1 protein-coding gene is annotated in these 711 nt (G+C 48.9%); it reads right to left on the bottom strand.

From position 1 onward, the window contains the following. Nucleotides 1–151 precede the first annotated feature (151 nt). Nucleotides 152–711, bottom strand: a 560-nt coding sequence (locus tag ACTNBU_RS12675) for an IS5 family transposase (RefSeq protein ID WP_441034454.1), incomplete at its 5' end; no start/stop codon positions are given.

Below are 711 nucleotides of genomic sequence, written 5' to 3'. Positions count from 1 at the left end.
TAGGGAACCTCTGAATAATAGCCTTTGTCCTGTTCCTGCTCAATGTATTAGCCGCTATTTGCACTTGGTTAAGGTAATTTAAGCGAAAAAATAGCCATTATTTCTCTGCTTTTCTGCTCCTTTTCCTGAAAAAGGGCAAACTGCCCCTGTATCAGGTTGCGGAGAGTTTTCGCCCGGCCATGGCAAGTGCATACAAATTGGCACAAGCAAACATAGCGTACAGTCGGTTCTCGTTTTTCTTCAGACCACGATACACAGTTTTCTTGTAGCCGAACTGACACTTGATGATCCGGAATGCGTGCTCTACTTTGCAGCGCACCGCGGATTTGCGGTTTTCAATATAACGCTCCCAGTCAATAGCATTGTCACTGACCCGGGGGAGACTGCTGGGGCGGCGGTTAATACGGAAATCAATTTTTGAAAAATGCTCGTTGCTTGCGATTTCGGGGCGCTTCTGCACCCCAAGATATCCAGAATCCCCATAGACTACCCCGTCATCTTCCCGGAGTAAGTTCGCTGTCTGGGCAATGTCATGCTCGTTTGCCGCTGTGACGGTCATCGTGTGAACCAGACCGCTGCCTGCGTCTACGCCGATGTGGCATTTCATTCCGAATTTCCATTCATTGCCCTTTTTTGTCTGGTGCATTTCCGGATCTCGGGCTTTCTCCGCATTCTTGGTAGAGCTGGGAGCATTGATGATGGTGGCGTCTA

Origin of the sequence: Dysosmobacter sp. HCP28S3_G4, assembly GCF_052065175.1 — a bacterium.
Classification (GTDB): Bacteria; Bacillota; Clostridia; order Oscillospirales; family Oscillospiraceae; genus Oscillibacter.
The sequence above is the reverse complement of the archived record's forward strand: the minus strand, read 5'-3'. Positions and strand labels throughout refer to the sequence as shown.